We start from the raw sequence: 25046 nt of genomic DNA, 5'->3' as shown, positions 1-25046 counted from the left end.
AAGTCTCTTCTACTATTAATCTGCTGTCAGCCAATCAGGCTTGCGCTTCTGTAAAAATGCTTGCACACCTTCTTTGCCTTGCTGTGATGAACGAATATCAGCAATACCTTTAACGGTGTCAGCAATTAGCTCATCGGTAATCGGTGCGCCCGCGACTTCATGCAATAAACGTTTGCAGGTCTTAACCGCATCTGGGCTGTTTTTGACCACTGTCGCGCAGAATAGAGCGACTGCCTCATCAAGTGATTCCTCACTAACACGCTCATGAATAAAACCTAACTGCCGCGCCTTTTTGGCATCGAACACTTCCGCGCTTAAGAAATAACGCTGCGAGGCTCTAGCACCTAGCGCTCGAATGACATAAGGGCTGATAGTAGCTGGCGCCAATCCCAAACGCACTTCACTGAGACAGAAGTTGGCGATCTTAACCGCAATGGCCACATCACAAACGGCCACCAATCCCATGCCACCTGCATAGACGTCACCTTGAATAGCAGCAACCGTTGGCTTAGGGCACTCATAAATGGTCTTGAGCATTTGCGCGAGTTTATCAGCATCGGCTAAATTTTCTTCATAGCTATAATCTGCCATCGCACGCATCCAATTAAGATCCGCGCCAGCACAAAACGCTTTACCTGCAGCCGCTAAGACGATAACACGTACATCATCATCAGCGCCAAGCTTATCAAATGCGTCCGTCAGCTCGGCAATCATTTCATCATTAAAGGCATTACGTATCTCAGGACGGTTTAACGTTACCGTCGCAACGTGCTGCTCAACATTAACCAATAGGCTTTTATAATTATTCAGATTTTTTTGCATAACCTTCTCTATTTTTTATAAACGTGAAATGTTTGCTCATATTCCATTTAATGCTACATCCTAAAGACACCAAAGGTTGTCTCTTCAATCGATGCGTTATAGGCAGCGCTCAGCCCTAATGCTAATACATTACGGGTATCAGCAGGATCAATTACGCCGTCATCCCATAGTCTGGCAGTGGCATAATATGGATGACCTTGCTTTTCATACATATCGAGAATTGGGGCTTTAAATGCTGCTTCGTCCTCGCTACTCCATTCCTCGCCTTTGCGGTCGAAGTTGTCACGTTTGACGGTTGCTAATACCGAGGCTGCTTGCTCACCGCCCATCACAGAGATACGCGCATTTGGCCACATCCATAAGAAGCGTGGGCTATAAGCACGTCCACACATGCCGTAGTTGCCAGCACCGAATGAGCCGCCGACAATGACGGTGAATTTTGGTACTTTGGCATTAGCCACCGCCATGACCATCTTGGCACCATGACGAGCAATACCTTCATTTTCGTATTTACGGCCAACCATAAATCCAGTGATATTCTGCAAGAATACCAACGGGATTTTACGCTTACAGCACAGTTCAATAAAGTGCGTGCCTTTTTGCGCCGATTCGCTGAATAAGATGCCATTATTGGCGATAATACCGACTGGCATACCTTCGATATGCGCGAAACCACAAACCAGCGTCGTGCCAAAGCGTGCTTTAAATTCATCAAAAGCACTGTCATCGACGATACGGGCGATGATTTCTTTGATATCAAAGGGCTTGCGCTTATCTGTTGGAATGACGCCATATAGCTCTTTGGCATCATAGCGTGGTGGACGTGGTTTGATTTGATTGGGCACTTGCTTGGCAGGGCGATTTAAATGACTGACGATATTACGGGCAATCGATAACGCATGGGTATCGTTTTGCGCCAAGTGATCAACCACGCCTGACAGACGCGTATGCACATCGCCACCGCCCAAGTCCTCGGCCGTAACTTCTTCGCCGGTTGCCGCTTTGACCAATGGCGGGCCACCTAAAAAGATGGTTCCTTGGTCTTTAACGATGATAGATTCGTCGCTCATCGCCGGCACATAAGCACCGCCAGCCGTACAGCTGCCCATGACCACGGCAATCTGTGGAATACCCGCCGCACTCATATTGGCCTGATTAAAAAAGATGCGCCCAAAGTGCTCTTTATCAGGAAATACGTCATCTTGGTTGGGTAAGTTAGCGCCACCCGAGTCCACCAAATACACACAAGGTAGGTTATTTTCTTGCGCAATTTCTTGTGCACGCAGATGTTTTTTGACCGTCATTGGGTAATAAGTACCGCCTTTTACGGTGGCATCATTACAAACAACCATACACTCAGTGCCGTTAATACGACCAATACCAGCAATCACGCCAGCCGCTGGAATCTCTTCGCCATACATATCATGCGCCGCCATCGGCGCCACTTCTAAGAATGGTGTCCCGACATCAAGTAAACGCTCGACACGCTCTCGAGGCAAGAGTTTGCCACGCGCTAAATGCTTGGCGCGCGCACGCTCTGATCCGCCTTGGACGACTTTACGCAAGTGCACATATAAGTCGTCAACCACTTCTTGCATAGCGGCACTGTTTTGCTGAAATTCAGCGGCGTTTGGACTCAATTTACTGGTTATGATAGCGCTCATGATATCCCTTTTCTTTAATGCGTCAATGCGAGTAATTTTTTATAAGAGTTATTCTAACTGCTGGTTATTTTAGTCTTTACTAATATAAGTCATTAGTAAAATAAGAAATAAAACAGCTCAAGTTTTTATAGACCCAATTCTTCTTTCATCTGTTCAATGATTTTATATTTCTGAATTTTGCCAGTGATGGTCATCGGGTACTCAGTCACAAAGCGATAATAGGTCGGTACTTTATAATGGGCAATGTGCTCACTACAGAATTGGCGCACTTCTTCTTCGGTTAAGCAGCCCTCTTCTTTAGGAATAATCCAAGCAGCCAACACTTCACCATAACGCTTATCTGGGATGCCAACGATTTGTACATCACGAATCTTGGGATGGCGATAGAGATAGTTCTCGACTTCTACTGGATAGATATTTTCACCGCCACGGATGACCATATCTTTACTACGACCGACGACTTTGACATAGCCATCTTCGTCCATGGTTGCCAAATCACCCGTATGCATCCAGCCGTCTTGAATAGCTTCGCGGGTTTTAAAACGACTGCCCCAATAACCTTTCATCACCGAATAACCGCGAGTCAGCAGCTCGCCAGTCTCCCCTAAAGGTACAATCTCACCTGTTTCGGTATCGATGACTTTGACTTCAAGCGCTGGCTGCACGAGTCCTACGGTCGAGACTTGCTTATCAAGTGGCGTATGCTCATTGGTCTGGCAAGATACGGGACTGGTTTCGGTCATGCCATAAGCAATGGTCACTTCCTTCATATGCATCTCATCGATGACGCGACGCATGACCTCAATCGGACAGCTAGAGCCTGCCATAATGCCAGTACGCAAAGTGGATAAATCGAAATTTTTAAATTCAGGATGGTCAAGCTCAGCGATAAACATCGTTGGAACGCCATGCAGACCGGTACATTTTTCTTCTTCTACCGTCTGCAGTACTGTTAGCGGATCAAATCCATCGTTCGGATAGACGATACAACCGCCATGCGTCAGGATAGCCAAGTTACCAAGTACCATACCGAAGCAATGATACAGAGGCACCGGAATACACAATCTATCTTCTTCAGTGAGATTCATAGCCTCACCAATAAAATAGCCGTTATTCAGGATATTGCGGTGGCTTAAGGTGGCACCTTTTGGTGTACCGGTTGTTCCACTAGTGAACTGTACATTGATAGCATCCGTGTTTCTGAGCTGGGCTTGGCGCTCTGCAACACGCGGATCGTTGGTATCACCTTCAGCCATCCAAGCCGAAAACTTCTGCATGTAATTAAACTCTTCATCAGAGTTTGGCTCATCAATCCAAATAATGCGCTCAATCGTCGGAATCTCGACCAAATCAAGCTGGGTATAATCTTTATGATAAATCTCAGGGCACAGCTCGCGAATCAGACTCGCATAGTCGCTGCTTTTGAAATGGCGCATCAGTACCAATGCTGAACAACCCAATTTATTCAACGCATATTGTAGCTCAAAGGTACGATAGGCAGGATTGATATTGACCAAGATAACGCCTGCTTTCGCGGTGGCTAATTGCATCAGCAGCCATTCAGCATTGTTGTGCGACCAAATACCAATACGATCACCAATCTCAAGTCCCATCTCAATCATACTGCTTGCCAGCTGATTGACTTGCTGCTGTAGCTCACGATAAGTCCAGCAGATATTTTGGTGACGCACGACCAGTGCTTCGCGTTCAGGATATTTAGAGACGATAGCATCAAAAAAATCGCCGATGGTCGCTTCTATCAGCGGCACATCAGGGCCTTTATCATAGCTTTGGGTGAGTGGTGCATTTGCCGAGCGTGCACCCATATTGATGCTAGGAATGTTAGCTAAGATAGTATCGAAATCAATATTTTGCGTCATAACGAGTCCTTTCGTTTTACTTTTTATGGTGCTTATTGGTCGCCTGTGACCTCTTCATTCTTCCTTGAACAGGTCTTGACTGGCGTTAGCTACTATACCCCCTTAAATCGAAAGCTGTCAATAATAGTAATACAATATGTATCATTTAATTAGCTTCTAACAATAATAGCTTTATTAACGATAGCATAAAAATATGACTGATATTTGACACAAAAAAGCCAGTCACTCTATCGATAGGTGGCTGGCTTTTCAATTAGCAATAACTGTTAGAACATTCTCAACTTAAAAATCATAACTTAAAAATATAAGTCAGCTCAAAAAGTGAAGACGATAAGTTAGAGACACTTTTAAAATTGTTACGCTAATACTATTGGCGGCGCTTTAATAGTGACTGTTGCGCTAACCGCATCGTTATCATCGAGTAACTCCATGATGAGCTCATCATCACTTTCAGTGGTTACTTGCCAATTGCCATCCGCTTGCGGTACGCCAGTTACCATCACCGAAATCGCTTTATTTTTTAGACGAATCATCGGTGGTTTATGCTCATAGCCACTATGCTCTAATCCCAAAACATCATCAGCAATCGTCGCTGCCTGTGCACGCAGTGGCGCGACATAACGACAAGCAACGCCATTGATAGACATGCAGTCACCAATCGCATAAATATTATCGGTAGTAGTACGTAACGTTGGTGCATCTACTTCGATGCCAGTACGGCGATTAAACTCAACACCAGCGGCGGTTGGCAATGTACCATCAACGGTCAAACCTGTACTGGCAATCACATGGTCAACGATTAATATATCAGATTGCTTAGATTCTGTACTTTCTTCATTAGAAGCAAGCGGCTCATAGCTAACTTGTAACTTTCCATCATTGTTGCCGTTATTACTGCCATCATTGATACGAATAACATCCGTTACTTGATAGCCACCTAAAAAGTTAATACCTTGTGATTTCACCGCCTCTGCAATACGCGCGGTTGCTTTTGCCGGTAACATTTGTGATAAAGGCGCATCATTTAAATCAATCAAGGTTACTTCATGACCTGCCTTTAGCAAGTCCTCAGCAATCTCAGTACCGACCATGCCCGCCCCAACAATCGCAATATGCTGACTGCCAGTTGCTAGCTTTTCTTGTAGCTGCCCAAAGCGCTCGATATGGTTGACATGCCAGACCAAATCTTCTGGTAAGCTCTTAGGAAAGATAGGATGCGCGCCCATTGCCAACACCAGCTTGTCATAGCTGATGGTTGCATAATTGGTATAGACAGGATCTGAACGCAGCGCTGAGATAAGCTGTACGGTTTGAGCAGCAGCGTCGATATCCGTCACTTGCGTGTTAGCCAATAGCGTTACTTGTGCCGCCTTTGCTGCATCAGAACCTGTCGCACGTACCAAATCTGATGCTTGTTTATTTTGACTTATTGCCATCGTCAGCATCGGCTTGTGATAACGGTCGCCACTGTCTGTCGTGATTAAGGTGATTGGCACTTCTTTATCTTTAGCACGAATGGCATCAATAACGTGCCAGCCTGCTAAGCCTGCGCCAATGATGACAATACCTTTAGATGCTTTGCTTGCCGCTACTGATAGATTTTCTACACTCATATTAGCTCCAATATCATTTATGAATTATTTTAATTTTTGACATATTGACCGCTATTGTATCAGTAAACAGCCATTCACTCATATAGTTACTGATATGGCTATTTATCTTAATATTAGGGTTTATTAAGCTATTCTATTCTTATACTACGGGCATAAGAAAGCGCCTATAAGTAGACGCTTCTAGAGATAAAATATTAAACTGCTATCCTAATGATTCAGAATCTTTGATAAGAACATTTGCGCACGGTCACTTTTTGCGCCTTCAAAGAATTCATCTTTACTACAGTTCTCGACGATATGACCTTCATCCATAAAGATAATCCGATTGGCAACCTGATTAGCAAAACCCATCTCATGAGTAACACACATCATGGTCATACCATCACGGGTCAGCTCAATCATCACATCGAGCACTTCTTGAATCATCTCAGGATCAAGTGCTGAAGTTGGCTCATCAAAGAGCATCGCCACCGGATCCATCGCTAAGGCACGGGCAATCGCCACGCGCTGCTGCTGACCACCGGACAGCTCAGCTGGATATTTCGCCGCCTGAACTGTTAGCCCAACGCGATCTAAATAAGCCATCGCTTTTTTCTTAGCTTCGTCTTCTTTACGACCCAATACTTTGATTTGGGCAACGGTTAAATTATCAATAATCGTCAGATGCGGGAACAGCTCAAAGTGCTGAAACACCATCCCAACTTGACTACGTAGCTTGGGCAAATTGGTCTTCGGCGCACCGACTGAGATACCACTCACCATTATCTCGCCCTTTTGAAAAGGCTCTAATCCATTGACAGTCTTAATGAGCGTTGACTTACCACTACCCGATGGACCACAGACCACCACGACATCGCCTTTATGGACATGCGCAGTACAGCCAGTCATCACCTGAAAATCGCCATACCATTTACTGACATCGGTCATCTTGATGACAATCTCATCGCTTGCATGACCATTGTCGGTGACCAGTCCGCCAAATTCATTTATATACGTGTCAGCATTATTTATCACCGGCTCATTCATCACTGGCTCCTAACCACATTATTTTCACAATTATTAATAAAACTATTCTTACGCAGGTTTCTATACTGATCTAGCAAAACCTTAAAACCTTAAGCGTTTTTGCAGTTGTTGCACACCAACAGAAGCGCTTAAACTGATGATAAAATAAACCGCCCCTGCTCCAAGTATATATGGCGTCAGTAATCCCATCAGCTCACCGCGTACATAAGCGGCGCGGAAAAAATCTGTTAAACCAATGGCAAAAACCAAGGTCGTATCTTGAAATAAAATAATACATTGCTGCAAAATCAGCGGTAACATCTTGCGAAACGCTTGCGGCAAAATGATCAAGCGCATCGTTTGCCCATAAGTCATACCAAGCGCTTTTGCAGCATTGACCTGCCCACTACCAATAGATTGAATACCCGCGCGCACCACCTCTGAAAAGTATGCCGCTTCAAACATCATAAAAGCGACTACGCAGGAGGTAAAAGCGGTATCAAGTTGCAGATATTTACCAGCGATCCAAAAATAAATCATTGGCACCGCAAAATAAAACCATAGCAGCACTAATAATAACGGTACAGAACGAAAGTAATTGACGTATAGCTTAGCGGGTATCTCAAGCGCTTTGATACCAGACAAGCGCATCAAAGCTAATACCGTTCCTAAGCTGATACCGCCTAAGATTGCTAAAAACAATACTTTTAAAGTCGTTAGCATGCCACCCATCAAACCGGGATAAGCGGTTGCAAGTTCGGTCATCATATTCATTTTTGACTCCCTGCAATCAGCCCAGGCACACGCAATTTACGTTCAATCAGTCCCATAATGGCAATCAACGATAAGTTAAATACCAGATAAATAATCGTCGCATAGGTATAAATCTCGAGACTATTTTGGGTATATTCACTGATGGTTTTAGTCTGACTAATTAGCTCCATGACCCCTACCAAAGACGCAACCGAGGCGTTTTTAAAGCAGTTGGTCAGCTCCGAGCTTAGTGGTGGCAAAATAACCCGAAAGGCTTGTGGCAGCAGCACCTCTTTATATGCTTGCGGAATACTAAAGCCGAGCGCGTAGGCAGCGTTGATCTGTCCTTTAGGCAGTGACTCGATACCAGTACGCACCTGTTCGACAATACGTGCCGCAGTAAATAAACCAAGACCGATACTGGCTGACAGCATGGCTGAAGTGTTAGGAGACAAGTCTTTATACCACCACTCTTGGATGGACGGCGTCAACCAACCGGGAGCGATATAAAACCAGAAAAATAATTGTACTAATAAAGGGATATTACGGAAAAAAGTCACATAAGCGGTGCCAATAGCACGCGCGCCTTTATTCGGTAAGGTGCGCATAATACCAAAGATGGTACCAACCACCATGGCGATTGCCCAAGCGATACTACCAATCAATAACAACCAGCCGAGACCCGTAATCATCCAATGGATATACAGCTCGCTACCGATTCCGGTTTGCTCAAAGAGCACACCCCAGTTCCAGCTATAATTCATAATTGTCTCTCCGAGCAACGGTTAAAAAGCCCACGCCTCAGACTGCTATCAAGAAACTTGACAAACAATCTGAAGGCGTAAGCATGCTATGTTGAGGGACAAGGAACGTTATTGTGCAGTGGCAACTTTTGGCTGATCGCTATCGTGTGGATTGGCAATCAAGGCTTTTAAGTTATCTGACATCTCAAATTTTAGGTTAACATTTTTTGGTGGAATAGGATTCATAAACCATTTGTCATAGATAGTATTAATCTCGCCTGACTTAAAGACATTGGCTAAGGCTTCATCAACCACCGCTTTAAATTCTGGGTCGTCTTTACGCATCATACAGCCATAAATCTCAAACGATTGTGGCTCACCAACGATAACCCATTCATCCGGATTTTTTGCTTTGGCTTTTTCGCCAGCCAGCAATACATCATCCATCATAAAGGCATCAGCACGACCGTTTTCTAACATGAGGAATGCTTCGCCATGGTCTTTTGCTGAGATGATATTGATATTCATTTTTTTGTCATCGTTGTATTCACGAATATAACGCTCTGACGTCGTACCGGCAGTCGTGACCAAGGTTTTACCTTTTAAATCATCAAAGCCTGTGATACCTGAATCTTTTTTGGTTAATAGACGCGTACCGATTTCAAAGAAGCCGTTAGAGAATGCCACTTGCTTTTGACGCTCTTCATTATTGGTCGTAGAACCACATTCGAAATCTACTGTGCCGTTCTGTACCAATGGGATACGGGTTTGTGAGGTGATTAAGTTATAGCGGATTTTTAAATCTGGCATATTAAGTTTTTCTTTGACCGCGTCCACCACTTTCATCTCTAAATCATGCGCATAACCGATTGGCTGATTTGGATCATCAGCGATATAGGAGAACGGAATAGAAGAATCGCGGTGACCGACCACGATAGTACCTGACTCTTTGATTTTTTGTAAGGTACCGTTGGCATTCGCGGCCGCTTCTGTTGTAGCTGCACCATCTGCTGGCGTCGCCTCAGTAGTGGTTTGATTGCTATTATTACAGCCCGCCAAACCAAGGGCCATAAAGGCAACCAGAGTCAGAGGTTTTGAGATTAAGTAGCTCATGAGATACATCCTTTTATCACATTATCACAAGATTAAGAGGGGACTTTGGCGTTGTTTAAGCCATTACTCGACTTTATATTAGTCATTAAATGACTTTTCCACCATGCATCCGTGCTTGTTGCTGTTAGTTATCACTATGCAACTTAATGTTACTGTACAACAATTTGAGCGGTGGGGGTAAACTTTTTTTAATGAGACTGATATTTTAAGGCTTTAGGTTTTGTAGCATCAATAAACACTCAATAAATTAGGCAGTAGTGCCCATCAACTTAGCGTTATTTAAAAAATTAATACCAGCATATATCCTTTATGAATCACTTAAATTAAACCAATAACCCAACCGCTATGATTGATAAATAACGTTTAATCCCCATAAAGCTAACAACTTCTTAATACTAGCTATGACCTATGACACAAGATACTCAAGCCCCAAATACAGATAGCCAAGCGGTTGCCAATAGCCATGATAACGATGTGCGCCAACGCTTTTTTATCGAAGATTCACCAGTACGCGGCGATGTGGTACGCCTATCGCGCAGCTATGCGACGACGATTGCGCAAAAGCCTTACCCAGAAGCGATTAAGCGCTTATTGGGTGAGATGCTGACGGCAGCAAGCTTGCTCATTAGTACGGTTAAAATTAATGGTCGTTTATCGATTCAATTGCAATCATCGGATAGCGATAGCTTGCTCAATTGGGCGATGGCAGAATGCGACCAAGACGGTATCATTCGTGCCCTTGCCAGCTGGAAAGGCGACACTGACGAGCAAGTGCAAGCATGGGAAAATATGACCCATGCTAAAGAAGCGTTTGCTGAATTGGGCGCTGCTGGTCAAGGCGTATTGTTTATTAATATTCAGCCTGATGGTGGTGAGCCGTATCAAGGTATCGTTGAGCGCAGCCATGACAATTTAGCTGATTGCTTGGCCCATTATCAAAAACAATCGGCGCAGATTCCGACGCTGATTAACTTGGCATCTGATGGTTTGCAAGCCGGTGGTATCTTGGTACAAATGCTACCTCGTACCGCTAAAGAAACCTATGAAGTTGAGCAAAATCAAGACGCCGGTATCGATGATGATTTGTGGACGCGCTTAAGTGTATTGACGCGGACGCTAAAAGCAGAAGAGCTGACCACACTTGATACCAATGAGATTCTTTATCGCTTATATCATGAAGAAAAAGTCGTTGCCCCCGACCCTGTCTCTTTATCCTTTGGTTGCACCTGCTCACGCGAGAAGTGTGAAATGGCAATTGAGCAAATTGGCGAAACTGAAGCTTTAGATATCGTTGATGAGCAAGGTGGCACTTTTGAGATGGATTGCGGGTTTTGCGGTGAAGTCTATAAATTTAACAAAGACGATGTGGCGACAATTTTCGCTGAGTAGTGTTTAATTATATTTATTTGTGATTATTTGATTTTTCTTAATTCAAAAAACCCTCAAGTTTGAAGCTTGAGGGTTTTTCGTTTTTATAATGCTAGGCTTATTGCTCTAAACTTATTAACCATTATATCAATGAGTTTAAGAATGCTTAATCTGCAACTTCGTCTATTTCTGGATAAGAGTAGATACGGTCTTCAAGTGCATATTTCGCTTCATGCACGTCCCCCTGCCTATTAGCTAATAACCAAGTAACGATTTGCTGATGTACCCTATCGTTAGAAATTAAGTTCATATGATTGACGCCATAAAAAATCGCCTTATGACCCTCTGGCACATTCAACGTATGCTCTTCGGTATATTCGCCAAGCGCTGACTCTACCGAAACCAGTCCGTCGCCGAGTAAGCTTGTGGTTTTAGATTTATAATGCACCTCAACCAGAGCCGCCGCCACCAAATAGGTATTCACATGCAAAGGCAAGCGTGTCGGATGGCGAAATTCTGCCGGCAGCACACTGCGACCTTCGGCAGATTTCCAGTCCGCATCGCGAATACTGCCATAACGCAAATCAATAATACCCGCGCTACGCAAATCACCCAGTTTTGCCAGCGAACCTGCAAAAGGCAGCTTAGCGATTTTATCTTGGACGAAATGACCAATCTGCTCCAAGCTTGCGCCATGATGCGGCGAGCCTAAAGTGATAAGATTGCCAACACGTTTGACCCAGCTAAACCCTTGCTCTTTACCATAAAACAGCGCGCTACGACTCAGCAAACCACCCATGCTATGGCCGATTAAATCAAGCTGGGTAATATCGGGATTATTTTCGACCAAATCTTGTAAGACTTTTGCAAAGCTACGTCCATTACTGGAGATACGTCGACCGGTATTATAGTTCAAATACAATACCGTGGTATTTGGCAGACTGCTGCTCAGCGTTTCAGCCAAATCACCTTCGTCTGATATCTGCCAACTCAAATGACTCATACAAAGCCCATGGCATAAAATAACCACTCGCCCTGACAATGTATCGGTTTGCACACCATTGTATTTATCATATAGCACCATCGATACTGCCAATGGATTATGATGCGTGACAAGGTGATCGCCCATGACACCATTTAAGATATTGACCATACGGCGGAGGTTTTTTGGTAAGGGCTGTATTTTTTTAGGCTTTAAAACGGTGTTATAAAGCCGCAGTCCGGTGGCAAGATTATTACCGACCAATTGCATTGCTTGGCGTACCGTACCATAAATGCGACCAGTGATACCGCGCTGCCATCGGTCAAGACTGCCTTGATTAAACCGCCCTAAAGGCCGCAATAAAATCTCACGATGGATAGCTTCTACAATATCAGTGACTTCCACCACGCCCATGGTTGCAAGCTGAGCCAAACCCTCAAAGAAATCAACCAAAGATATGGGCTGATGCGGCTTGCTATAGCTGGTATCGACCGTTTCTGCGCTTAGCTCATCGACATAAATATATTCAAGTTTCGCCAGCTCTTCATAGACATCGCCTTGAAAATCTTCATCAGCACCCGCTTCGCTATCAGGGGAACGCCGAGTAGTGGCAAATAAATCGTGAATGCTTTCTAAAGGTCTTGGATTGAGCATAGTTTTGATACATCAAGCGATTAAGGAGGTTTTCCATACTAGCCTGTAAATGCTCTAAACAGAAGAGAATGATTTAACTATCCCGTATATTTATTGTCAGGATGGTTATAAGTGTATTAGCAAATGTATTATTTACGGTTTTTTCTCAATGTTTTAATCAGTAAAATATAAAACTATCATGCTAAATTTTTAGCATAAAAAAACCCCAAATATTATTTGAGGTTTTGATAATGATTAGCAGGCTTGTTATTTACAGCATTATCATTGAAAGAATTATCATTGAAAGCATTGCCATTAAAGGCATTGTGGTTCATACAATTTATCATTCACAGCTAACCAATAGCTTATTTAACCTCTACCTGCCATTCATGAGCGCCCAGTTTTAAGCTTAATTGGTCACCCACTTGCAATGCGCCCACACCGCTTGGCGTACCAGTCATAATCACATCGCCTGCTTGCAGGCTAAAGGCATGACTGATATTTGCCAATAACTCGTAAACAGGAAATAGCATTAAGGCACTATCACCGTGTTGCTTGAGCGCATCATTAATAGTTAGCTGATAATGCACATTTTTGAAATCACCGAATACTTTTGGGTCAAGCCAATCGCCAAGTACGCAAGCACCATCGAAGCACTTAGCACGCTCCCATGGATGACCTTTTTCCTTTAGCTCAGTTTGCAGCTCGCGCAAGGTCAAATCTAAGCCCAAGGTTACACCACCAATCGCTTGCTTGGCTTCTTCAATCGTTGCTGCTGACAAGTCTGCTGATAATTGTATACATAGCTCAGCCTCGTAATGCGTTTCACCATACAGCGCTGGATTTGGACAGACCACGCCCTGACGGATAGACACCACCGAAGAGGCAGGCTTCATAAATAATATCGGCGCTTTAGGTACTTCGTTACATAATTCTTGAGCATGCGCCGCATAGTTACGACCGACGCAGACCACTTTACCAATAGCTGCACGTAAACGCTCGTTGGTATGATGAATGCTGTCGGCAGTATTATCATTACTAACTCCCGCAGCAATCGCATCGACTAAAGACATATGTGGTGATTGGCTCATATTAGACTCTCATGGAAATTTATAAAATTATAGTTATTTCTTTATTTTATAAGTGCTGCCACTTTTATATTTATTATCAATATAATTAAGGAATCGTATTGGTCATGACATCAGGTGGCACATAGCTGGCATGGCGGTTCATGCGTTTTTCGAACAATCTAAAGCTAAACAAGATAACCCATGACAGCAATAGGTAAACGATACCAGCAGCAAAGAATAACTCCATCAAGGTATAAGTACGCGCACTAATCGTACGAGCGACACCCGTGATATCCATCAAAGCAATGGTTGATGCCAGCGCACTGCCTTTTAGCATAAAGATGACTTCATTACTGTAAGCAGGAATCACGATACCAAAAGCACGCGGTAAAGTAATACGGGTCAGCTTCTGCCATTTTGACATGCCAATCGCATCGGCGGCTTCAAGCTCACCAACAGGGATATTTTGGATAGCACCGCGAATAATCTCTGCCAAATACGCACTAGTATTTAGAGTAAAGGCAATAATCGCACACCAATACGCTTGGCTAAGGACCGGCTCCCACAAGAACGAGTTACGTACCGCTTCAAACTGCCCAAGGCCATAATAAATCAGGAATATCTGTACCAACAGCGGCGTGCCACGGAAAAAGAAAATATATAAAAATGGTAATACCTGCACTAGCCAATTTTTAGACAACCGCAATAACGCCAAAATCAAACCAAAAAACAGCCCAATAATGCCTGAAAATACCACCAGCTGTACGGTTAATACCGCGCCATTTAATAAATCAGGGATATGGTCAAAAATGACCTGCCAATTCCAATCCATAGTATCTCTCCTCTACCCTATGGTCGATTGACTGTGAGTGGTTTGATGGGGGCTAGTTTGACGGCTGAGCTTTTTGGCATAACGCGCCGCCGGATTGGCGCGCCATTCAAGCCAAATCATAAAGCCAGTAATCAACATCGTCAGACCCAAATAAATAATCGCCGCTGCCATATAAAAGGTAAACGGCTGCTGTGTCGACTGCGCTGCACGCGAGGACTGATACATGATATCTTTGAGACCGACAACCGAGACCAAGGCCGTATCTTTAAGCAACACCAAAAATAAATTCCCCAGGCCTGGCAGCGCAATTTGCCATACTTGCGGCAAAGTAATACGATAAAATGTCTGAAAAGGACGCATCCCTATCGCTTGCGCCGCTTCACGCTGCCCTATTGGAATCTCTTGAATCGACATGCGAAAAATTTCAGTCGCATAAGCACCAAACGCAATAGACAATGCCATCACCCCGCCCCAAAAAGCGCTAATCTCGACATAGTCGTTATAGCCGAACTTTTTGAGGATGCTCATCAGCACGATAGAGCCACCATAGTAGATAAACAGCACCAATAGCAGTTCAGGAATCCCGCGCATCGTGGCGGTATAGACCGTCGCAAGCTTACGCAGCAGCCAAATATTAGACAGCTTTGCTGTGGCACCGAGCAAACCTAACGCCATACCGATGACCAAGCTGGTCATGGCAAGTTTTATGGTGACGGTTGCGCCGCTTAGTAATAGCGCGCCAAATCCTTGTAAATCAAACACAATTATCCACTCAGTCTCTTTATATTAGCAATTTGCAAAATATGAGTTAAAAGAATCAGCATCAATAGCTGAGCGCTGCCAATAATCGTCTGCTAGACCAAATAGAGCTTGGCCTTTTATGTCATAGAATGACGTCAGATAAATACAATTATTGCGGCGGTAATTGACACAGTAGAAATGAGCGCTGATTTTATCATATTCGCCACCAGCTATGTTAATACTGACATGTAAAAGCGCTGTCTAAATAGGTACTTCTCCGCATAAATATCAAATAAATCCGTGAGATTTGATAAAAGTTGACCGTCAATCACACTTAGAACGTACTAATTTGCTATAGAAAACAAAAAAGACATCACTATTATGGTGATGTCTTTCGATTAAATATATTTATGCTTAAATATATTTGCTTATTAAGACAGTATTTATTCATGATACTGATGTATCAAACCATCTAGTATCAAATCATTATTGTGCGGCGCTATCTACTGTTGTTGGCGTTGCTGCTGGTGTTGACGTCGCACTTACTGGTATAGCAAAATACTTTTGATTGATTTTATCATAAGTGCCATTGGATTTTAAATTGGCCAATGATTGATTAATTTTTGCTTGTAGTGCTTCATCATTAGGACGCACGGCAATGGCAAAGTTATCATTAATATCAATCTCATCGCCTTTCAGCACATAATCACTACCTGACGCTGAGCCAAGCCACTCTAGTGCCGGCAGTTTGTCAGATATCATGGCATCGACGCGACCTGCACCTAAATCCAAAAACGCATTACTCAAGGTATCATAAAGCTTCATGTTGGCTTTTGGATAAGTGTTTTCTAACCACTGTGAAGAGATGGTCGAGCGCTGCGCCGCAATAGAATGTGCATTGATATCACTGCTATTGTTTGGATCAAAGCTGCTGTCTTTTTTGGCTAAAAATACCAACGCATTGCTAAAGTACGTATCAGTAAAGGCAACTTGCTTTGCGCGCTCAGGCGTCACCGACATTGCCGCGACGATGGCATCGTATTTACCCGCTTTAAGCCCAGGAATAATACCGTCCCAATCTTGCGCCATGATTTCGCAGGTCATCTTCATATCAGCGCAAATAGCATTAGCGATTTCAACATCAAAGCCGCCAAGCGTCCCATCAGCATTGGTATAATTAAAGGGTGCATAAGCGCCTTCGGTACCAATACGCAGCACATTATCATCTGCCGCCGCAGTATTATTTTCTGTTGCTTCTGATGTTTTAGTCGTCTCTGAGCTAGCGGTTTCGTTAGACTCGTTTTGACCGTTGCTGCAACCTGCCAAAGCTAACATTGCCGCTAACGCTAGCATCGGTTTTGTATTTAAAAAATGCTTGCTAGCAGATGAGTTAGTAGTGGAGGTAATAAATATACTGGCTGAGAGAAGATGGTTGCTCATAATCATCCTGGATGTTGTTGCTTGGTATTATTAATTAGTAATATATTATAAATGGCATAAAGCACGTTTTAGGTAAAACGTGCTTTATTAAAACCAGCGCTTATCTAATAGAACTTTGTTAAAAGCTATCTTAATTAGTCGCCGCTTCTGCTTGTTCTTCTTTGGCAATTACCGCATTTGCATCGACATTACCATCATCAACGACCACCACTTCTTTGACACCGTCAGTCGCTACGGCTTTTTGTGCCGCCGCTGTTGAGCTGGTACCAAAATAGCTACCCGTGATTTGATCATAAGTGCCATTGGCTTTTATTTCAGTCAATGCTTTATTAAACTTAGCAACTAATGGATCGCCTTTACGGAAAGCAATACCCATCGCATCATCACTGGTGCTGATTTCTTGACCTTTGACTTCGTAGTCTTTACCGGCTTCAGTTTTCAGCCAATCGATACCAGTAACTTTATCAGACATCATGGCACGCACACGACCTGAGGTCAGGTCTAGATAAGCATTATCTTGAGTATCATAAAGCTTAATGTCAGAATCGGCGTGTTTTTCTTGCAGATACTGTGACGCCACCGTTGAGCGCTGTGAGGCAATCGGCTGACCTTTTAAACCTTCTACGCTAATATCATCGCCTTTTTTACCGATTAGGATGATACCAGTATGAAAGTATGGGTCGCTGAATTCGACCACTTCTTTACGTTCAGGAGTGATTGACATACCAGCGATGGCTGCATCAAATTTCTGCGCGTTCAGACCTGGAATTAAGCCATCCCAATCTTGTGAGATGACTTCACATTTGGCTTTCATTTGCGCACATAAAGCGTCAACCAGCTCAATCTCATAGCCGATTAATTTGCCATCAGCATCAGTATAACTAAAAGGTTTATAGCTTGATTCTGTGGCGATTTTGATGTTTAAAGGCGCCTCAGTAGCGGCAGCTGTTTCAGTACTTTCAACTGGTGCTGAGCTGTTATTACAGGCCGTAAGCATAAGCATCGCCGCACTAAGGGGTGTAAGCCACAAGGCTTTTTTGCTTATTGATGATGTCATTGAAGTAATCATAGGGGTTATTCCTTAATATATTGACCAGCTGTGTATTAATCCGCAATGGGTCAAGTCATTGATTGATTAACGCTTTTTAAAACAGCCTATTCAAGACTGTTAGCAAAGCGTAGCAAGCAAATTATTGACCGAAGTTTTTCTGTTCAAGACGAGCAAGCTCACCGTTACTACGGATTTCGCTCAGTGCTTTATTAAAGCTGTCTTTGATTGGATCACCTTTACGGACAGCAATGGCAATATTATCGTCATTATCAATCTCATCACCCACGATACCGAAACCTTCTGGATTGTCCGCTAACCATGATTTGGCAGAGACCTTTTCAGCAAGTACCGCATCACTACGACCAGATTTTAGGTCTAAATAAGCATTGTCATAATTATCATAGAGCTTAACGTTATTACCGTCTTTGCCTTCATAATTGTCTTGTAAATACGCACCTGGTGTCGTTGAACGTTGACCACCAAGGGTTAGACCTTTAATGGCTTTAGGGTCAAAGCCGCCTTTGGTATCGGTTAGCCAAACCATGGTATTAGCAAAATACGGCTCGCTAAAATCGACCTTTTCTTGACGTTCAGCCGTAATAGACATACCAGCGATGACCGCATCATATTTTTGCGCCAATAAACCTGGAATGATACCGTCCCAATCTTGGGCAACGATTTCACATTTGGCTTGCATTTGCGCACATAACGCATTGGCAACATCGATATCGAAACCCGCTAAGCTGCCATCGGCATTGGTATAGTTAAAAGGAGGGTATGCGCCCTCGGTGGCGATACGAATGGTCTTGCCAGCCGTTTCTGCGGCAGAGGCATCAGCGTTGGTATCAGCAGCATCATTTGCTGGCTGACTACAAGCACCAAGCATTAGCGCGGCGGTAACGGTCATCGATGACCACAATAGGCGAGAATTCGACATCATACATTCCTTAAATTCTGATGGATTTTTTAATATAGGGTTCTGATATTTTGTTCTCTGACGTCCCTGCCAGAAAGGCAATTCAATGCACAGAAGACACAGGCAGGCATTATGAGCAACTGCCTGTAAACCTTTTGATAATACCTGACTCAAATATCAAAAACAAACGTTTTGCATACCGACTGTGATTATTGAGCAATAAACGATCTAAGAAAATTACGAATAAGCAATTTTGGCGTTTTAAGCGTTTAAAAACCATTAAAATTAAAGCAATTGAACACTGTATTTTAGTTTTGGCGGTGCGCTGCCATGAAGTCTTTGACGCGCTCGGACTTTGGATTATCAAAGACCTGCTCAGGCGTACCAATCTCTTCAATAACACCTTGATGTAAAAACACCACTTTGCTCGATACTTCACGAGCAAAACGCATCTCATGGGTAACAATCAGCATGGTACGCCCCTCTTCTGCCAGCTCACGCATGACGGCGAGCACTTCATTGACCAGTTCAGGGTCGAGTGCTGAAGTAGGCTCATCAAATAATAATACTTGCGGTTGCATCGCAAGGGCACGCGCAATCGCCACACGCTGACGTTGACCGCCTGATAAATTTGCTGGATAAGCATCTTTTTTATCAAGCAAACCGACTTTATCGAGCAGTTTTTCCGCATCGCTAATCGCTTGGTCTTTTTTAATTTTTAGGACTTGCGTTGGCCCTTCGATAATATTTTGCAAAATGGTCTTATGCGGCCATAAGTTAAAGTTCTGGAAAACAAAACCAACGCGCGCCCGTAAGCTCTCTAACTGCTTGATGTCTGCCGCTTGCAACTCGCCTGACTTAGTAGGTTTCAGTATCAGCTCATCTTTACCAATGATGATACGACCCTGATTGGGCTTTTCAAGCAGATTAATGCAGCGTAATAAGGTTGACTTACCAGAGCCAGACGAGCCTAAAATAGAGATGACGTCGCCATCATAGGCAGTGAGCGACACTCCTTTTAGCACAGCCAATGAGCCGTAGCTTTTATGGAGGTCTTGTAAATCTAAGGCGATAGGGCGAGTCGGATTCTTTGCAATATCAAGCATGGTTTAGCAGACTTCCAATAAATATGAGTGAGAACATGAACAAAAAATGGGCTATCAAACAGCTCTATAATACATAACTCTATTAATAACCGCTTTATCCGTATTAGTAATAATACGGATAAAGCGAGCAGTATTTTAGTAGTGCTGTGTTAGTCACATTATTTCGATAACGTTATGATGGGTTCAATAAAGGCGCGATATTGTCGCCTATAATGCAATAAAAAGCCAAACCTTGTCGCTTTTGTCTGTTAGCTTTTGACCAAGCAATATCCTTTATAAAATGAGGCCCATAACGTACAGTCAGTTATGGGCCTCATTTTATCATCTTAACGCCGTTAGCGCTGTTTTATCTGCGGCATTAATAAGTCGAAATGTGCTCTTCGCTTCCAGTACCATCGATTACTTCTGCATCATCGGCCGTTGCTACTGCCACATCATCGTTTGGTCCGACTGCCATCGCTTCGTTATTATTGGCAGCAGCACTGTCATTCGCGCTGGCAACAGCTACGTTATCATTGCTGCCTGCTGTAGCAACGCCAGTGGCTTCATCTTCTACCGCTGTCTGCGCATCAGCTGTTGGTTGAACATCCATCGGCGCTTCATCTTTTTTGCCGCAAGCACTGATACTTAATGCCGCTGCCACCAAACCAACCGTTAACCAGTTTTTATAAGCCTTATTTTCAATCGCCATTTCATTCTCCATCATAGGTAATAGATGTTTGTCATATTAGCGCTCACTATACTCACGATTTATAAGTACTACCTTAGCAGTTACAGCGCAGTTCTGTTAAAAATACGTAACAGCGCCCTAACTTTTAGCTACTTATCTTTTTATTTATAGATGCTATTTATTGCGGATAAAATTTAAGTACAAGTAAAAACACCAATCCAAATATTTAATAAATACAATAAAAAATGATTTCCAAGAAAACTCTACAGTGCTTGATAAACGGTCTCTGTTCACAAAATCAACTTTACTATCGGTCTCATCTACTCTATGTTAAATAGCAGAGCGCGATTAGTTTTCAAAAAACTGTCAGGTGCTAAAAAATATATTTTTGTGGATTACTGATGATAATTGGCGGCTTTAGCTGCTTTTCTTTATGCCTGAATCTATATATGAGCATTTTATAAAATCTAGGATTCATCATTTAGAATTTAACATTACTAATCCAGAAATCCTCTATTGATAACTATAAGGAAGTTAATTTATGAGTCAATCGAATACCACAGATGTTACCGCATATATGCAAAACATTGGTCAGCAAGCACGTGCGGCATCACGAGCACTGGCGGCAGCCAATACAGGCGATAAAAATTCAGCGTTAATGGCAATCTATGATGAGTTAAAAAACGCCAAAGCCGATATTTTAGCAGCTAATAAAGTCGATATGGATAAGGGTGCAAAACATAACCTAGATGCCGCCTTGCTAGATCGCCTAGAACTAAACGACGCGCGCTTCAATGGTATGCTGCAAGGCTTAAAAGACGTCTCCGCGCTGCCCGATCCTATCGGCGCAGTCACGGATATGACCTATCAGCCATCAGGTATTCATTTGGGTAAAATGCGCGTGCCACTCGGTGTGGTCGGGATGATTTATGAGTCGCGTCCTAACGTGACCTTAGAAGCCGCTTCCTTGGCGCTAAAGTCCGGTAACGCCATTATCTTACGTGGTGGCTCTGAAGCATTTGAATCCAATCAAGCGATTGCCAAATGTATTTTAAAAGGTCTAAACAAGGTCGGTCTCTCTGAGCATAGTGTGCAAGTGTTAGAGACCACTGACCGCGCTGCCGTCGGCGAGCTGATTACCATGACAGAGTATGTCGATGTTATCGTGCCACGCGGCGGTAAAGGTCTGATTGAACGCATCAGCCGTGATGCCCGTGTTCCTGTCATTAAGCATCTAGATGGCAACTGTCATACCTTTATCGATAGCGACGCCGATGCCGACATTGCTATTAAAGTTAGCGTCAATGCCAAAACCCATCGCTATGGTACCTGTAATACCATGGAGACGTTATTGGTCGATGAAGCTATCGCCAATGAGTTATTACCAAAGATTGCTGAAGCTATCATAAAAGCTGATGACGCCATGCAACTGCGCCTTGATGACAAATCACAGGCTATTTTAAATGACAATGCTATCCTTAAAGGTCATCTGTCAGCGGCGACTAGCGAGGACTGGGATACCGAATATCTTGCGCCTATTTTAGCGGTTAAAGTGGTATCCGGTATCGATGAAGCGATTGAGCATATCAATACCCATGGCAGCCAGCACACTGACGTTATCATTACCGACAATTACACCAAATCGCAACGCTTTATCCGCGAAGTCGATTCGGCTAGCGTCATGATTAACGCCTCTAGCCGTTTTGCTGATGGGTTTGAATATGGACTTGGTGCTGAAATCGGTATTTCAACCGATAAAATTCATGCACGTGGACCGGTTGGGCTCGAGGGCTTAACTTCACAAAAATGGATTGTCTACGGTCATGGTGAAACACGCGCTTAGCTCAGTACCTACCTAGCGTATTATTTCCTCCCTATAATTTATGACCCAATTCAAGTATAATCAATAAAAAACGTCAGCTTCATTGCTGGCGTTTTTTTATTATTGATAAATATGCTATATATGACATATAAAAATTATTTTGCCGAATAAGAACCCCGCTATAGGAAGCCGCGCCCATGCAAAGTGGCAAGATTAAACACTGGAATGCCGATAAAGGCTATGGCTTTATTGAGGTAGACAATCAAAGTGAAGATGTCTTCTTTCATATCAGCACCGTGCGCTTATCGCAGCCTATAATCGAGGGTCAACGCGTCTATTTTAACAGTCAGCGTAATGAAAAAAATCAGTTGCGTGCGACTGAAGTCACCTCTAATGAATTGAGTATCTTAGAAACTGTCGATTCAAAAAATTCAGTGACTAATTCAGCACAACACAACGTAGATAATGCTCAACGCAAAAACAATCGAAACGCTCATCAGAAAAGCAATCGGCATAAAAATACTCATGGCAGCCAAAACAAGAAAAACGGTTTCTCTACCTTATTGAGTTTAATCGCCCTTATTGCTGTGGCGGTTTTTTTCTTTGGGGATTTAAAATCCAGTTTATTTGCAGATAGCACGCCAGCAACTTCTATATCGCAGACGGTATCTAAAACCACTAGCTCTAGTACAGTAGCTATCACAGGTGATGCGCAAATAGATAAGACGCTGGCGCTGATTCAACAAGGCGGGCCATTTCCTTACCCTGATAAAGATGGCACAACCTTTTATAATCGTGAAGGCAAGCTACCTGCCCAGTCGCAAGGCTATTATCAGGAATATACCGTGCCTACGCCCGGCGTTTCTCATCGCGGCGCACGGCGTATTGTTACCGGCGGTCATCCACCAACCATCTATTATTTGACCGTTGACCATTACGATAGCTTTCGACAATTGCAGGTGAACTGATATGAGCCAAGCGATTTACTATGTAAATAAAAACAGCATTATCAAAAACAATCAAAATGGCATTGTCCAAAAAGATGAAGCGCTTATTAACAGCATTCCTGAGCACGCGATTAACATTCCAATTGGCGATGTTTTAGATAAAGAAAGTTTGTTGAAAAGCTTAGCAAAAGCCGCCAATTTCCCGAGCTATTTTGCCCATAATTGGGACAGCGCTTGGGATTGTTTGACCGACAGTGATATCACAGATTTCACGCTTTACTTAAATAAGGTAGAAAAAATCAACACTGAGGACTTTAATGTCTTTAAGAGCATCATTGAAGACGCCTATAAAGATTTTGGCAAACCGCAACTTTGGATTATTGTGGCGTCCGACGATTCTTTGAGTCGCCCATAAGATAAGAATCTGAATTCGAGATAAAAACAGATTTATCCCGAATTCAGGTTAATTTATATTTATATAAAGGATTAACATATGGAAATCACCCTAAACGGCTATTACACCCTGATATTAGCCACACTGGTACTTTTGCTTGGACGCTTCTTGGTCAAGAAGATCAAGTTCTTAGAAGACTTTAATATTCCAGAGCCTGTCGCAGGCGGCCTGGTTGCTGCTGCGATTGTATATGCTCTTAATTTAATATGGGGTTATACCTTTAGCTTCAATCAAGCGTTACAAACTGCGACCATGCTGATGTTTTTTGCATCCATTGGTCTGAGTGCAGATTTTGGACGCCTGAAAGCTGGTGGCTCACCATTACTTATTTTCACCATTGTCGTCTCCGTTTTTATTATCTTGCAGGATGTGGTTGGCGTAGCAATGGCAAGTGCACTTGGACTTGATCCTCTGCTCGGCTTGGTCACAGGTTCAATCGCTCTAACAGGCGGGCACGGAACGGCTGGTGCATGGGGTGTTGTGTTAGAAGAACAGTATGGTGTGGTTGGTGCCACCACCCTCGGTATTGCCGTTGCTACTTATGGTTTGGTTGCAGGTGGCTTGGTTGGTGGCCCTGTTGCACGTCGATTGATCAATAAAATGGGACTTAAACCAACACCTGTCAATCCAAATCCAAGCGAGGTGGAAAAACTGGCTGGTAAGCAATCGTTATACAGTACCAAACATACCGAAGATGACGATCATAGACATGAAGAGATGTTTGAGAAGCCTGATAACATTCGTCTGATTACTGCCTCTTCTACTATCGAAAGTTTGGCATTGTTTGCAGGCGCTTTAGCATTTGCCGATTTGATGACCATCGTTGCACAGGGCACCGCATTTGAGCTGCCCACCTTCGTTTGGGCATTAGCAGGCGGTGTTATTATCCGTAATGCGCTGACCATGGTGTTTAATTTTGATATGTTCGACCGTGCTATCGATGTGATTGGTAATGCTTCGTTAAGCCTATTTTTAGCCATGGCGCTGTTATCCCTAAAACTGTGGGAGTTGACAGATTTGGCGGGACCGGTATTGATAATCTTACTCGTACAAACTGCCGTCATGATTGGTTATGCTTATTTTGTCACCTTTAGAATCATGGGCAAAGATTATGATGCGGCGGTATTGGCAGCGGGACATTCGGGTTTTGGTATGGGCGCAACGCCAACGGCTATCGCCAATATGCAGGCAGTGACCGATCGCTATTTACCATCACCTAAAGCATTTTTGATTGTACCGATGGTTGGTGCTTTCTTTGTCGATATCGTTAACGCGACTATCTTGCAGATATTTACGAAGATACCGTTTTAAGCTATTGATGCAATGTCGTTAGATTAAAAATAATTCATGAAATAAAAAACCGCCTAGCAAAAGCTAAGCGGTTTTTTTATATCTAACTTTTAAAAGGTCTTAATTAAAGC

The 25046-nt window shown here is 43.3% G+C and carries 22 protein-coding genes; 5 read left to right on the top strand and 17 right to left on the bottom strand.

All coding sequences use genetic code 11. The features are described from left to right. Positions 1-15: 15 nt before the first annotated feature. From JMX13_RS04745 to JMX13_RS04710, 8 genes are all read right to left on the bottom strand, one after another. Positions 16-822, bottom strand: coding sequence for an enoyl-CoA hydratase/isomerase family protein (locus tag JMX13_RS04745; RefSeq protein ID WP_201610170.1), 807 nt, complete (start codon positions 820-822; stop codon positions 16-18). Between the two features lie 53 nt (positions 823-875). Further along, complete coding sequence (locus JMX13_RS04740) at positions 876-2486, bottom strand: carboxyl transferase domain-containing protein (RefSeq protein ID WP_201610168.1); 1611 nt, start codon at positions 2484-2486, stop codon at positions 876-878. Between the two features lie 125 nt (positions 2487-2611). Continuing rightward, positions 2612-4366, bottom strand: coding sequence for an AMP-binding protein (locus JMX13_RS04735; protein WP_201610166.1), 1755 nt, complete (start codon positions 4364-4366; stop codon positions 2612-2614). A gap of 356 nt (positions 4367-4722) precedes the next feature. Beyond that, positions 4723-5979 (bottom strand): FAD-dependent oxidoreductase, encoded by a 1257-nt coding sequence (locus JMX13_RS04730; protein ID WP_201610157.1) that lies wholly within the window; start codon positions 5977-5979, stop codon positions 4723-4725. A 207-nt stretch (positions 5980-6186) separates the two neighbouring features. Continuing rightward, positions 6187-6906, bottom strand: coding sequence for an amino acid ABC transporter ATP-binding protein (locus tag JMX13_RS04725; protein ID WP_201546288.1), 720 nt, complete (start codon positions 6904-6906; stop codon positions 6187-6189). A 180-nt stretch (positions 6907-7086) separates the two neighbouring features. Next, a complete protein-coding gene (locus JMX13_RS04720; RefSeq protein ID WP_201546209.1) occupies positions 7087-7758 on the bottom strand; it encodes an ABC transporter permease subunit in 672 nt (223 codons plus the stop codon). Further along, the gene (locus tag JMX13_RS04715; RefSeq protein WP_201546208.1) at positions 7755-8501 is read right to left on the bottom strand and encodes an amino acid ABC transporter permease; all 747 of its coding nucleotides are present in this window, start codon (positions 8499-8501) and stop codon (positions 7755-7757) included. Before JMX13_RS04715 ends, JMX13_RS04720 begins: the two co-directional genes overlap by 4 nt. Positions 8502-8609: 108 nt before the next feature. Next, positions 8610-9593, bottom strand: a complete 984-nt coding sequence (locus JMX13_RS04710; protein ID WP_201610155.1) for a glutamate/aspartate ABC transporter substrate-binding protein — start codon at positions 9591-9593, stop codon at positions 8610-8612. A 408-nt stretch (positions 9594-10001) separates the two neighbouring features. Here JMX13_RS04710 and JMX13_RS04705 point away from each other — a divergent pair, with 408 nt between their 5' ends. Next, on the top strand, positions 10002-10982 hold the full coding sequence (locus JMX13_RS04705; protein WP_201610153.1) for an Hsp33 family molecular chaperone HslO: 981 nt from the start codon (positions 10002-10004) through the stop codon (positions 10980-10982). 145 nt (positions 10983-11127) lie between these two features. Here JMX13_RS04705 and JMX13_RS04700 read toward each other — a convergent pair whose 3' ends face one another. The 9 genes from JMX13_RS04700 to JMX13_RS04660 all read right to left on the bottom strand — a co-directional run bounded on the left by JMX13_RS04700 (position 11128) and on the right by JMX13_RS04660 (position 20423). Further along, positions 11128-12597, bottom strand: coding sequence for an alpha/beta fold hydrolase (locus JMX13_RS04700; protein WP_201610145.1), 1470 nt, complete (start codon positions 12595-12597; stop codon positions 11128-11130). Between the two features lie 344 nt (positions 12598-12941). Then, positions 12942-13667: a fumarylacetoacetate hydrolase family protein gene (locus JMX13_RS04695; protein ID WP_201610142.1), complete on the bottom strand. Its 726-nt coding sequence runs from the start codon at positions 13665-13667 to the stop codon at positions 12942-12944. Between the two features lie 85 nt (positions 13668-13752). Beyond that, positions 13753-14478 carry an ABC transporter permease gene (locus tag JMX13_RS04690; RefSeq protein ID WP_201546203.1) on the bottom strand — a complete coding sequence of 242 codons (726 nt, stop codon included), beginning with the start codon at positions 14476-14478 and terminating at the stop codon, positions 13753-13755. A gap of 12 nt (positions 14479-14490) precedes the next feature. Next, positions 14491-15240 (bottom strand): ABC transporter permease, encoded by a 750-nt coding sequence (locus JMX13_RS04685; protein ID WP_201610141.1) that lies wholly within the window; start codon positions 15238-15240, stop codon positions 14491-14493. A 465-nt stretch (positions 15241-15705) separates the two neighbouring features. Continuing rightward, positions 15706-16659 (bottom strand): ABC transporter substrate-binding protein, encoded by a 954-nt coding sequence (locus JMX13_RS04680; protein WP_201610139.1) that lies wholly within the window; start codon positions 16657-16659, stop codon positions 15706-15708. A gap of 130 nt (positions 16660-16789) precedes the next feature. Further along, positions 16790-17728: a transporter substrate-binding domain-containing protein gene (locus tag JMX13_RS04675; protein ID WP_201610137.1), complete on the bottom strand. Its 939-nt coding sequence runs from the start codon at positions 17726-17728 to the stop codon at positions 16790-16792. A 121-nt stretch (positions 17729-17849) separates the two neighbouring features. After that, a complete protein-coding gene (locus tag JMX13_RS04670) occupies positions 17850-18650 on the bottom strand; it encodes a transporter substrate-binding domain-containing protein (RefSeq protein ID WP_201610135.1) in 801 nt (266 codons plus the stop codon). 284 nt (positions 18651-18934) lie between these two features. Further along, positions 18935-19732, bottom strand: a complete 798-nt coding sequence (locus tag JMX13_RS04665; RefSeq protein ID WP_201610133.1) for an ABC transporter ATP-binding protein — start codon at positions 19730-19732, stop codon at positions 18935-18937. A 358-nt stretch (positions 19733-20090) separates the two neighbouring features. After that, the gene (locus JMX13_RS04660) at positions 20091-20423 is read right to left on the bottom strand and encodes a hypothetical protein (RefSeq protein ID WP_201610123.1); all 333 of its coding nucleotides are present in this window, start codon (positions 20421-20423) and stop codon (positions 20091-20093) included. A 520-nt stretch (positions 20424-20943) separates the two neighbouring features. On the opposite strand from JMX13_RS04660, the gene JMX13_RS04655 reads away from it, so the two are divergent. The 4 genes from JMX13_RS04655 to JMX13_RS04640 all read left to right on the top strand — a co-directional run bounded on the left by JMX13_RS04655 (position 20944) and on the right by JMX13_RS04640 (position 24936). Next, positions 20944-22245, top strand: a complete 1302-nt coding sequence (locus JMX13_RS04655) for a glutamate-5-semialdehyde dehydrogenase (RefSeq protein ID WP_201610121.1) — start codon at positions 20944-20946, stop codon at positions 22243-22245. A 176-nt stretch (positions 22246-22421) separates the two neighbouring features. Further along, positions 22422-23192: a ribonuclease domain-containing protein gene (locus tag JMX13_RS13750; RefSeq protein ID WP_201610119.1), complete on the top strand. Its 771-nt coding sequence runs from the start codon at positions 22422-22424 to the stop codon at positions 23190-23192. Position 23193: 1 nt separating this feature from the next. Then, complete coding sequence (locus tag JMX13_RS04645; RefSeq protein ID WP_201610109.1) at positions 23194-23586, top strand: barstar family protein; 393 nt, start codon at positions 23194-23196, stop codon at positions 23584-23586. Between the two features lie 78 nt (positions 23587-23664). Next, positions 23665-24936 (top strand): sodium/glutamate symporter, encoded by a 1272-nt coding sequence (locus tag JMX13_RS04640; protein WP_201610107.1) that lies wholly within the window; start codon positions 23665-23667, stop codon positions 24934-24936. Positions 24937-25046: the final 110 nt, after the last annotated feature.

The organism is Psychrobacter immobilis (genome assembly GCF_904846285.1).
Classification (GTDB): domain Bacteria; phylum Pseudomonadota; class Gammaproteobacteria; order Pseudomonadales; family Moraxellaceae; genus Psychrobacter; species Psychrobacter immobilis_D.
Note: the sequence above shows the minus strand (reverse complement) of the source record. Positions and strands in the feature narration are given on the sequence as shown.

What these genes read in the sequence shown, in the direction of transcription:
- JMX13_RS04745 (WP_201610170.1), bottom strand. Translation starts at nt 822, where the DNA reads ATGCAAAAAAATCTGAATAATTATAAAAGCCTATTGGTTAATGTTGAG.
- JMX13_RS04740 (WP_201610168.1), bottom strand. Translation starts at nt 2,486, where the DNA reads ATGAGCGCTATCATAACCAGTAAATTGAGTCCAAACGCCGCTGAATTT.
- JMX13_RS04735 (WP_201610166.1), bottom strand. Translation starts at nt 4,366, where the DNA reads ATGACGCAAAATATTGATTTCGATACTATCTTAGCTAACATTCCTAGC.
- JMX13_RS04730 (WP_201610157.1), bottom strand. Translation starts at nt 5,979, where the DNA reads ATGAGTGTAGAAAATCTATCAGTAGCGGCAAGCAAAGCATCTAAAGGT.
- JMX13_RS04725 (WP_201546288.1), bottom strand. Translation starts at nt 6,906, where the DNA reads ATGACCGATGTCAGTAAATGGTATGGCGATTTTCAGGTGATGACTGGC.
- JMX13_RS04720 (WP_201546209.1), bottom strand. Translation starts at nt 7,758, where the DNA reads ATGAATATGATGACCGAACTTGCAACCGCTTATCCCGGTTTGATGGGT.
- JMX13_RS04715 (WP_201546208.1), bottom strand. Translation starts at nt 8,501, where the DNA reads ATGAATTATAGCTGGAACTGGGGTGTGCTCTTTGAGCAAACCGGAATC.
- JMX13_RS04710 (WP_201610155.1), bottom strand. Translation starts at nt 9,593, where the DNA reads ATGAGCTACTTAATCTCAAAACCTCTGACTCTGGTTGCCTTTATGGCC.
- JMX13_RS04705 (WP_201610153.1), top strand. Translation starts at nt 10,002, where the DNA reads ATGACACAAGATACTCAAGCCCCAAATACAGATAGCCAAGCGGTTGCC.
- JMX13_RS04700 (WP_201610145.1), bottom strand. Translation starts at nt 12,597, where the DNA reads ATGCTCAATCCAAGACCTTTAGAAAGCATTCACGATTTATTTGCCACT.
- JMX13_RS04695 (WP_201610142.1), bottom strand. Translation starts at nt 13,667, where the DNA reads ATGAGCCAATCACCACATATGTCTTTAGTCGATGCGATTGCTGCGGGA.
- JMX13_RS04690 (WP_201546203.1), bottom strand. Translation starts at nt 14,478, where the DNA reads ATGGATTGGAATTGGCAGGTCATTTTTGACCATATCCCTGATTTATTA.
- JMX13_RS04680 (WP_201610139.1), bottom strand. Translation starts at nt 16,659, where the DNA reads ATGAGCAACCATCTTCTCTCAGCCAGTATATTTATTACCTCCACTACT.
- JMX13_RS04675 (WP_201610137.1), bottom strand. Translation starts at nt 17,728, where the DNA reads ATGATTACTTCAATGACATCATCAATAAGCAAAAAAGCCTTGTGGCTT.
- JMX13_RS04670 (WP_201610135.1), bottom strand. Translation starts at nt 18,650, where the DNA reads ATGATGTCGAATTCTCGCCTATTGTGGTCATCGATGACCGTTACCGCC.
- JMX13_RS04665 (WP_201610133.1), bottom strand. Translation starts at nt 19,732, where the DNA reads ATGCTTGATATTGCAAAGAATCCGACTCGCCCTATCGCCTTAGATTTA.
- JMX13_RS04660 (WP_201610123.1), bottom strand. Translation starts at nt 20,423, where the DNA reads ATGGCGATTGAAAATAAGGCTTATAAAAACTGGTTAACGGTTGGTTTG.
- JMX13_RS04655 (WP_201610121.1), top strand. Translation starts at nt 20,944, where the DNA reads ATGAGTCAATCGAATACCACAGATGTTACCGCATATATGCAAAACATT.
- JMX13_RS13750 (WP_201610119.1), top strand. Translation starts at nt 22,422, where the DNA reads ATGCAAAGTGGCAAGATTAAACACTGGAATGCCGATAAAGGCTATGGC.
- JMX13_RS04645 (WP_201610109.1), top strand. Translation starts at nt 23,194, where the DNA reads ATGAGCCAAGCGATTTACTATGTAAATAAAAACAGCATTATCAAAAAC.
- JMX13_RS04640 (WP_201610107.1), top strand. Translation starts at nt 23,665, where the DNA reads ATGGAAATCACCCTAAACGGCTATTACACCCTGATATTAGCCACACTG.